8 protein-coding genes and 1 pseudogene are annotated in these 8,896 nt (G+C 60.1%); 3 read left to right on the plus strand and 6 right to left on the minus strand.

Annotated elements, in window-relative coordinates:
* Positions 1-34: 34 nt before the first annotated feature.
* Positions 35-268 (plus strand): annotated as a pseudogene (locus tag ACRXB1_RS23030) (glycine zipper family protein); the annotation flags it as partial.
* 20 nt (positions 269-288) lie between these two features.
* Here ACRXB1_RS23030 and ACRXB1_RS23035 read toward each other — a convergent pair.
* The 3 genes from ACRXB1_RS23035 to ACRXB1_RS23045 all read right to left on the minus strand — a co-directional run bounded on the left by ACRXB1_RS23035 (position 289) and on the right by ACRXB1_RS23045 (position 3,078).
* Positions 289-1,608 (minus strand): SUMF1/EgtB/PvdO family nonheme iron enzyme, encoded by a 1,320-nt coding sequence (locus ACRXB1_RS23035; protein WP_449493327.1) that lies wholly within the window; start codon positions 1,606-1,608, stop codon positions 289-291.
* A gap of 100 nt (positions 1,609-1,708) precedes the next feature.
* Positions 1,709-2,350 carry a helix-turn-helix domain-containing protein gene (locus tag ACRXB1_RS23040; RefSeq protein WP_449493328.1) on the minus strand — a complete coding sequence of 214 codons (642 nt, stop codon included), beginning with the start codon at positions 2,348-2,350 and terminating at the stop codon, positions 1,709-1,711.
* A 248-nt stretch (positions 2,351-2,598) separates the two neighbouring features.
* Positions 2,599-3,078: a universal stress protein gene (locus ACRXB1_RS23045; protein WP_449493329.1), complete on the minus strand. Its 480-nt coding sequence runs from the start codon at positions 3,076-3,078 to the stop codon at positions 2,599-2,601.
* A 236-nt stretch (positions 3,079-3,314) separates the two neighbouring features.
* On the opposite strand from ACRXB1_RS23045, the gene ACRXB1_RS23050 reads away from it, so the two are divergent.
* Positions 3,315-4,820: an MFS transporter gene (locus tag ACRXB1_RS23050; RefSeq protein ID WP_375508898.1), complete on the plus strand. Its 1,506-nt coding sequence runs from the start codon at positions 3,315-3,317 to the stop codon at positions 4,818-4,820.
* A 38-nt stretch (positions 4,821-4,858) separates the two neighbouring features.
* Here ACRXB1_RS23050 and ACRXB1_RS23055 read toward each other — a convergent pair whose 3' ends face one another.
* The 3 genes from ACRXB1_RS23055 to ACRXB1_RS23065 all read right to left on the minus strand — a co-directional run bounded on the left by ACRXB1_RS23055 (position 4,859) and on the right by ACRXB1_RS23065 (position 8,582).
* Positions 4,859-6,433: a DHA2 family efflux MFS transporter permease subunit gene (locus ACRXB1_RS23055; protein WP_062003396.1), complete on the minus strand. Its 1,575-nt coding sequence runs from the start codon at positions 6,431-6,433 to the stop codon at positions 4,859-4,861.
* Between the two features lie 165 nt (positions 6,434-6,598).
* Positions 6,599-7,363: an ABC transporter substrate-binding protein gene (locus ACRXB1_RS23060; protein ID WP_375509023.1), complete on the minus strand. Its 765-nt coding sequence runs from the start codon at positions 7,361-7,363 to the stop codon at positions 6,599-6,601.
* A gap of 64 nt (positions 7,364-7,427) precedes the next feature.
* Entirely contained in the window at positions 7,428-8,582 is a 1,155-nt protein-coding gene (locus tag ACRXB1_RS23065; protein WP_449493330.1) for a methionine aminotransferase, read from the minus strand.
* Positions 8,583-8,705: 123 nt separating this feature from the next.
* Between ACRXB1_RS23065 and ACRXB1_RS23070 the strand changes: the two genes are divergently transcribed.
* On the plus strand, positions 8,706-8,896 hold a 191-nt coding region (locus tag ACRXB1_RS23070), incomplete at its 3' end, for a LysR family transcriptional regulator (protein ID WP_449493331.1).

The following is an 8,896-nucleotide window of genomic DNA, read 5'->3' on the forward strand; positions in this document are numbered from 1 at the left end:
TAATCAATAGTACGGATACGGCGCGTAATAAACCGGCGCCGGCAGCGGATTGTTGCTTGGAAGCGCGGCGGGTGCGAACAGCGCCCAGTATTCGGCGGCAGGCCTCCAAGGTCAATACGACGCGGCTTACGCGCAGTGCATGACATCGAAGGGCAACACGATTCAGCAGCCGCAAGTCTATGCGCCGCAGCCGGTCTACTACGCACCGCCGCCGCAGTATTACGCGCCGCCACCGCCGGTTTATTACGCGCCGTATCCGTACTATTGATTGATATTTGTAACGGCTCGTCAGTTGCGCACGCAACGGAACCCGGCATACACATACTGATAGTGCGCCTGGAACCAGTTGCGAAAACTCGGTCTGAGCATGCATGCCGCCGTGCGTGGCGAGCCGCCTTTGAGCACGTAATGCTGGTCGTCGTAGAAATTCGCCGAGTAGCCCAGATAGAACGAGAACGGTTCGAACCCGGGTAATGGCCCGAACGGGGTCGATGTCCATTCCCAGCCATTGCCGAACTGTCCTTCCACGCCGGCCGCGCTGCGGTTTTCCGGATGCGCCTGAACGGGAGACGGTTCCCATCGGCGGAAATCGAAGTTGCCAGTTTGCGCGTGGGGCGCACCTTCGGCGGCGCGTTGCCATTGCGCTTCGGTTGGCAACGACTTGCCCGCCCATTTTGCGTATGCGCTGGCTTCGGCATGGCTCACGTAGACGGGCCAGTCAGCCGGAAGGTCAATCTCGTCGAACATGGTTCGCAGTTTCCACGCATCCGCATCCGATGAATCGCGGACCCAGAACGCGGGTTGATCGATGCGTTCCTGCTCGATCCACGCCCAGTCGGCATCGCGCCAGAGATCGCGGTTCGAATATCCATCTGCCCGGATGAAGTCGAGCCAGTCGGCATTCGTCACCATATTGCGGTCGATCTCGAATGCCGGCACGTCCACCTTGTGTTCTCCAAACTCGTTGTCCCAGCCGAATGTTCCGCTTTCGCGCGTAAGGCCGAGCGTGGCCGTGCCCGCGGGCACGTGGACCATTTCGCGTTTTGAGCCGGTATCGAGGGGATGCCGCGCGTCCTGCTCGGTTACCTTCGGGCCAGTTTTCTGGTGTAGCGGCAACTGGTGCAGCATGTACGCAAGCGTCTCGGCATGCATCAGCCGATGCTCGATCGCAACTTCCAGCAACGTCTCCGGCTTGATCGCCGGCTCGACGAAACTGCCGTCCTTGTCTGCACCGTTTGAAATTTCGACGGGGTCAAAGCGCGCATCGATGTCATCGCGAATACGCTGCACATATGCGCGGATCTCTTCCAGCGTCGGCCAGTCTTGCGGCTGGTCGGTTGGCAGGCCGCCGTCGACAGGATCGATACCGAACGCGAACAACTGATCGAACTCTGCATTGGGACTGGGCAGGTCGAAAAGGCGCTGATCGAAGAGATTCCGGTCGAACGCTTCCAGGTGACCAATGTAAAACACGATCCGATGCCGTTCGGCAATGGGCCGTTCATACAGGAATTCGGGCTTGACGACGGCGAACAGCGCGTCGGTTGCCTGACGCGCTTCGCGCAGTCGGGCGAGCAGCGGATGCAACGGGGTGGGTTCGCGATTCATCGCTCTTTTCTCCGGGCAGTGGCCGTGCGAAACGATAAATCGTAGCAGAGGACATGCCCGGCGTGCTTGAACCGCCCGTGAACCGCGCAAGCGGTATTCTTCAGACGGCGCGCAGTCCGTCGAAGTCGAGGATATGGATCAATTTGCCGTCTGTGCGAAGCAGGCCTTTCGCCTGAAAACGCGAGAGGGTCCTGCTGACGGTTTCCAGCGTGATGCCGAGAAAACTGCCCATGTCGTCGCGCGTGAAACGCAGGTTGAATTCGCTCCCGGCGTACCCGCGGCGCGTGAGGCGCGAAGAGATGTCGAGAAGCAGCGCGGCGACACGTTCGTCGGCGCGCAAGGTGCCGAGAATTACGGTCTGTGTCGATTTGCGGACGACTTCACGGCTGAGCAACTGCAGGAGCCGCCGCTGAATGGCAGTGGTCTCCCGGCACGCGCGTTCGAAAGCGGACAAGGGGACGACGCAGACAGAACTGTCTTCCAGCGCTACGGCGCGGCACGCGTGATGGCCGTTCTCGAAACCTTCCAGCCCCAGCGCGTCGCCGCCCAGGTGCAGACCCATGACCTGATCGCGGCCATTCGCGCTCGTCACGACCGTCTTGAGCGAACCGGAGCGAATGGCGTAAAGCGCATCGAAGGTATCGCCGATACGGAACAGCGTTTCGCCGCGCCTGATGTTGCGCGCATTGACGATGACCGATTGCAGCTTGTCGGTATCGGTGGCGGACAAGCCTTCTGGCATGCAGTACTGCCGCAACGAGCATGTCGAACAGTGCGCGGCGTGGCGCGGGCCGGCGGAATGTGCTGATGCGGAAGTCTCGTGCAAGGTCTGCATGGCGTGCTCGGCTATAAGAACAATTTAGAACCTTGATCTGTAACAAGGAAAATTGTCCCATTGATACCATGCAAGATCCGGCGGCAGAACGTCGCGGACAATTTGTTGCAATGGCGCGGCGCCACCGGGCCCCGCGCGCATGACTGCTCCAACGCCTAAGCCGCGACCTGAGCTGCAACGTCTTCGCCTCCCGCTGCCGAAGGAATCAGCAGCACCGGCAGGGTTGCCTGCCGGAGACACCGCTCCGCCACGCTGCCAAGAATCAGCCGCTGGAATCCCTTGCGCCCGTGCGTGCCCATTACGAGGAGGTCGGCGTTGAATGCGGTCGCGGCCTTGAGAACGAGCTCGGCCACATCTTCCACTGACGACGCTTCACTCACCAGGACCTGGCCTTCCACCCCGCGCTGTTTCATCGCTGCGTTGGTTTCGGCGGCGAGCGTGGCGCCTTGATCCGCAAGCTGGGTACGCAGGATCGAGGGATCGTAGCCGGGGACATCGTAGTAGATGGGGGCCTCTTCGATCACGTAGAACGGCTGCAGCACCGCGTGATGTGTGACGGCGAGTTCGAGCGCGGTGTTAAATGCGCGGCTGGAAGTACGGCTGCCATCGATAGCGACGACTATTCGAGTGAACATGCGATTCTCCTTCTGCGGTTAAGCGTGGCTTTCAATCGTCCGACTGTATTTATTGCCGATCGTTCCATTCTGCACTCGCCGTCGTGGCGCCGATACGCGGAGGAAGACTTAATGGCGGCATACAATTCACCCCTCGCCTTTGATCATCTGCCCACTTTCTGCCCGTGTCCCAAGCCGCCGCCAGTACCGATCCGCATACCGCATCACCCCTTCCTTTTCGAAACGCCCTCTTAGCGATGCTCGGCATCGGTCTCGTCAACATGCTCGTTGCACTGGACCAGACCGTGGTGAGTACGGCGTTGCCGTCCATCGTCGCGGAACTGCATGGCTTCGAGTACTACGCGTGGATTGCGAGCGCGTATCTGCTGGCTTCGGTGGTGACGGTGCCGGTGTTCGGTCGGCTTGGCGATTATTTCGGCCGCAAGCGTTTCGTGATCGCCGCGGTGGTCACGTTCACGGTGGCATCAGTGTTATGCGGCGTGGCGAACGACATGTTGTTCCTGGTCATCGCGCGCGGCTTGCAGGGCGTCGGCGGCGGCATGATGGTGGGTACCGCGTTTGCATCGATACCCGATCTTTTCCCCGATGCCCGTCTGCGCGTGCGCTGGCAAGTAGTCATGGCGGCGTCGTACGGCATTGGCACGGCGGCGGGGCCGTCGCTCGGCGGCTGGATGAGCGAGCACTGGGGATGGCGTTCCACGTTTCTCATCAACTTGCCGGTGGGCATCGCCGCGTTTTATTTCATCTGGGCGCATTTGCCGAACTATCGGCGGCCACGTCAGGGCGCGGTGAAAATCGACTGGATGGGAGCGGCGCTCGTGGCGCTCGTTCTCGGCGGATTGCAGGCATTCATTGAAGGCGTGCCGAAGAGCGGACTGACGACCGGCAACATCGTTCTCGCGATATGCGTGGTGATCGGCGCCGCAGCGTTATTGATGTGCGAGCGCCGCGCGACGCATCCGATCATTCCGCTCGATCTGTTCAAGGACCCGCAACTCGTGACCCTGTTCACGCTGTCCGTGCTGTCCGGATTCGTGATGTTTTCGCTGATCTTTTTCGCGCCGTTATTGTTGCAGGGCGGCTTTGGTTTGTCGCCGCAGCAAGCCGGGTTGCTCGCCACGCCGATTGCGATGTTTATCGCGATTGGCAGCTTTATCAACACGCGGATCGTGATTCATTTGCGCAAGCCGACCATGATCCTTTCCATCGGCTTTACGTTGCTGTTATTCGCGTGCATCGGGCTTTCGTTTGCGAATGCATCGACGCCGCATGTCTGGATCGAGATACCGATGGCCGGCATCGGCGTCGGACTGGGTTTCATCCTGAACAACTTGAATGTATTCGGACAGGAAATCGCCGGGCGCGAACGGTTCGGCATTACCACGGCGTTACTACAATCCACGCGCATGGTCGGCGGGATGCTCGGAACCAGTGTGGTCGCGACGATCGTTCAGCATCATTATCGCGATGTCATCACGCGCACGCTTCGCGTGTTGGGCGAGCCGGCAAGTACCGCGTGGCTGCCGCGATTCAACGATCCGCGCATTCTTATCGATGCAGCCTTGCGCTCCAAGCTTCTTGCCGATCTTGCGCCCGTTGGACTGGACGGCCCGGCGCTGATCGAAAGCGCGCGTGAAGTTCTCGTGCAATCGATTCATATAGGCGTGCTGCTGACTGCAGTGGCTGCCTTGTCGGCGGTGCTGATGGTGCGGCGGGTTTCGCACATCACGTTTAAAAAGTAGCAGGGCTCGTTGTCTATCAACGAGCCCTATCTCAAACCTCAATGCGCGCCGGCCGCCGCGCCACCACCGCCGCCTTTCGCGCGCTTGGTGATCCAGATCAGCGGAATGATCAGGATGAAGATCACCGCGGACGCAAAGAAGATGTCGTTGAGTCCCATCATTGCGGCCTGTGTGTTCACGGTGAAGTCGAACAATCCACGCGCTTGGGCTTCGTTGACATGCAATGTGTTCTGCGAAGCCTGAAGCGACGCCATGAAGGCCGGATTATTGGCATTCGCCTGCTCGGTCAGCCGTTCGTGATGAAGGGCAATCCGGTCGGTCCACGCGTTACCGCACAACGACGTGCCTACGGCGCCGCAAAAAACCCGGGCGAAATTCGATAAACCCGCCGCCGCCGGAATCTTGGAAGGCGGCAATCCCGACAAGATGATCGACGTCAGCGGCACGAAGAACAGCGCCATTGGAATGCCCTGCAACAGCGTGGGCAAAACCAGGTGCCATGTATCGATTTCGATCACGTACTTCGAGCGCATATAAAACACGATCGCGAAGCCGACAAACGCCATGGTCGCGACCACGCGTGCGTCGGTGCGCGGCAATACCTTGCCCATGACCGGGGCGAGAATCACCGCGAAAATGCCCAAAGGTGCGGTGACGAGCCCGGCGTCCACGGAACGGTAATTCAGGTACTGCTGCATCCATTGCGGCAGCAAAACGAGGTTACCGAAGAACACGCCATACGCCACGGAAATGGCAACCGTGCCGCCAAAGAAATTGCGTCCCGCGAACAAACGCAGATCCACCACGGGATTCTTTTCGGTCAATTCCCAGACCACGAAGAACGCGAACGCGATTATCGCGATGATCCCGAGCCAGACGACCAGCGGCGATGAAAACCAGTCGAGGTCGCGGCCTTTGTCGAGCATGATCTGCAGGCATGCCACCCATGCGATCAACAGCATCAATCCGACCGTATCGATAGGCGCTTTGCGCGTCGCCGATTCACGTTTGCGGTAGATGAACCACGTCACGCTTGCGGCGAATAATCCTACCGGGATGTTGATATAAAAGATCCACGACCACGAGTAACTGTCGGTGATCCAGCCGCCTAACGCCGGACCCGCAATAGGGCCGACCACCGCGGTCATCGCCCAGAGGGAAAGCGCCATGGACGCTTTCTCCTTTGGATAGGAGCCCAGCAAGATGGCTTGCGAAAGCGGAATCAGCGGCCCGGCAACGGCGCCTTGCAACACGCGGGCGGCGAGCAGGATCGGCAGTGTCGGCGCAAGTCCGCAAAGCCACGAAGAGATCACGAATAAAATAATCGCGCCGACAAACAACTTGATCTGCCCGATGCGCTGGGTCAGCCAGCCGGTCAGCGGAATCGACACGGCATTGGCCGCGGCAAACACGGTGACGACCCACGTGCCTTCGTCCACGGACACGCCCAGATTGCCGGATATGGTCGGAATGGCGACGTTCGCAATCGATGAATCGAGCACATTCATGAACGTGGCAAGGGCCACGGCGACGGTCGCAAGGACAAGTTGCCCGCCTTTGAGAGGTTCAGGCGGGGCAGGCGCAGCGGGTGCGGCAGCAGGCGCAGTGCTCATGGCAGATCCAGATGAAGCGGCCACACGGAGAACCCATGCGGCCGGCGGTGCTAAAGCTCAATGGATGCTACGACAATGAATGTCATAGCAACGAATTGCCGCTAGTGTGCCAGCGTTCAATAAACCGCGCTGACCACAATACTTTCATTCAGATCCGAAACGCTTTCATTTAACCGACACGTCGATATCGCCGAGATGTTTCTTTGCTGCCCTGGCGATGGTTCCATCAGCTTGCAACTTCGCGATGGCTGTGTCCAGGCGTTGCTTCAGCGCCTTGTCGCCCTTGCGGATGCCGAACGCAATGCCGCTGCCCAGGATTTTTTCATCGTGCACGGGACCGCCCGCGAATGCGTAACCCGCGCCATCCGGTTTCGATAAAAAGCCCGATTGACCCGCAGCCGACATCACGAGCGTGCCGTCCAGACGCCCGGCCTTCAGGTCCGTATAAGCCTGGTTCTGGTCCTGGTACGCCACCACGTTCACGCCCGCATTCGCCCAATGCGCCTTCGCAAACGTCTCCTGAACCGACCCCGCCAGCACGCCGATGTTCTTGCCCTTCAGCGACTCAGGCGTGGGCGTGAGGCCGCTACCCGTCTTGGCGATCAGTTGCGTCGGCACGTGATACACGATACTCGTGAAGTCGATGGCCTGGCGGCGTTGATCGGTGGCGTTCATCGCGGAGTTGATGGCGTCGAACTTGCGGCCTTGCAGCGCGGGAATCAGGCCGTCGAACGAGGTCTCGACCCACGCGCATTTCATCTTGGCCGCGGCACACACAGCGTTGCCGATATCGATATCGAGTCCCTGCAATTCACCCGATGCCGACTTCGATTCGAACGGCGGATATTGCGCCTCGATGCCGTAGCGCAGCGTGTCGGAATCGGCGGCGAAAGTGGTTGCCGTCGTGCACAACGATGCCGCAACCAGCATGGCGCCGGCCAATGCGTGAAGGCGCTTCTTCATATGATGTATCTCCCTTTGAGTATCGATGAATTCAAACCGCGCACAAACGGCGTGCGCCTTCGCGCAACGTGTCGTCGTCCTTCGCGAAGCTCAGGCGGATGATGCGGTTGTCGGTGCCGTCGGTGTAGAACGCGGATAGCGGGATTGTAGCGACACGCGTTTCACGGATCAGGCGCAGCACGAAGTCGCTGTCGGTTTCATCGGAGAACGCACCGAAGCGGGCCAGCAGGAAAAAGCTGCCCGCGCTCGGCAGCAGTTCAAAGCGCGAACCGGCAAGCGACTCGGCCAGCAAGTCGCGTTTCTTTTGGTAGAACGCGCCGAGGCCCAGATAGCTCGATTCGTCGCCGAGTGCTTCGGCGAACGCGAGCTGCATGGGGGTATCGGCAGAGAAGGTCATGAACTGATGGACCTTGCGGATCTCGTTGGTCAGTTCCGCCGGGGCGAGCGTGAAGCCGACCCGCCACCCGGTCACGTGATACGACTTGCCGAACGACGACACGATCACGCTGCGCTCGGCCAGTGCCGGATAACGCGCCATGCTGTGATGCAGGGCGCCGTCGAAGACCACGTGCTCATACACTTCGTCCGACAACACGATGATCTTCGAGTCACGCGTAAGCGCGGTGAGGCGCTCGATATCCACACTCGTGAACGCGCTGCCCGACGGATTGTGCGGCGAATTGACGATGATCATGCGCGTGCGCGGCGTGACGGCGGCCTGAACTTCGTCCCAGTCGATGTGAAAATCCACCGGCGAAAGTTTGATCGCAACGGGCTTCGCGCCCTGCAACTGGACGATCGGGCCGTAGCTGTCGAAGGAAGGTTCGAAGTAGATGACTTCGTCGCCGGGGTGCACGAGCGCGCTGATGGTTGCGTACAGGCCTTCGCTCGCGCTCGCGACCACGGTGATTTCGCTTGCCGGATCGTAGGTCGCGCCGTAGAGCTTTTGCGTTTTCAGCGCGAGCGCGTCGCGCAGCTCGTGAACGCCGGACATGGGTGCGTACTGGTTATGCCCCGCGCGCATGGCTCGCGCGGCGCTTTCCACGAGCTTCGGATCAGGCGCGAAGTTCGGTGCGCCTTGCGAGAGATTCAGCGCGTGATGTTCCTCGGCAAGCTGGCCAATCACGGTAAAAATGGTCGTGCCGACAGCAGGCAGCTTCGATTGAGGGGTCCAAGCACTTTTCACGACAAATCTCCGTAAGACTGAATTCATATACCGACGATCATTCGACAGCAGTCATTAACCGCCGACAATCGAAAGTTTGTCATACTAGCCATGCCTGCCGCTCATGGCTCACAAGGTTCCCCGATGAAACCGCTGCCTTCTCTCGATGTCCTGAAGACGTTTGCCGTCGTTGCGCAGCGCCTCAACTTTACGCGCGCCGCCGATCTGCTCAATGTCACGCAAGGCGCCGTCAGCCGGCAAATTTCCGGGCTGGAGGCGCATCTGGGGTATGCGCTCTTCGTGCGCCAGCCGCGCGGCCTGGCGCTCCCGCCAGC

Source organism: Caballeronia sp. M23-90 (assembly GCF_053574605.1).

Coding starts and splice junctions, on each gene's coding strand:
- ACRXB1_RS23035 (WP_449493327.1), bottom strand. CDS start 1,608: ATGAATCGCGAACCCACCCCGTTGCATCCGCTGCTCGCCCGACTGCGC.
- ACRXB1_RS23040 (WP_449493328.1), bottom strand. CDS start 2,350: ATGCCAGAAGGCTTGTCCGCCACCGATACCGACAAGCTGCAATCGGTC.
- ACRXB1_RS23045 (WP_449493329.1), bottom strand. CDS start 3,078: ATGTTCACTCGAATAGTCGTCGCTATCGATGGCAGCCGTACTTCCAGC.
- ACRXB1_RS23050 (WP_375508898.1), top strand. CDS start 3,315: ATGCTCGGCATCGGTCTCGTCAACATGCTCGTTGCACTGGACCAGACC.
- ACRXB1_RS23055 (WP_062003396.1), bottom strand. CDS start 6,433: ATGAGCACTGCGCCTGCTGCCGCACCCGCTGCGCCTGCCCCGCCTGAA.
- ACRXB1_RS23060 (WP_375509023.1), bottom strand. CDS start 7,363: ATGCTGGTTGCGGCATCGTTGTGCACGACGGCAACCACTTTCGCCGCC.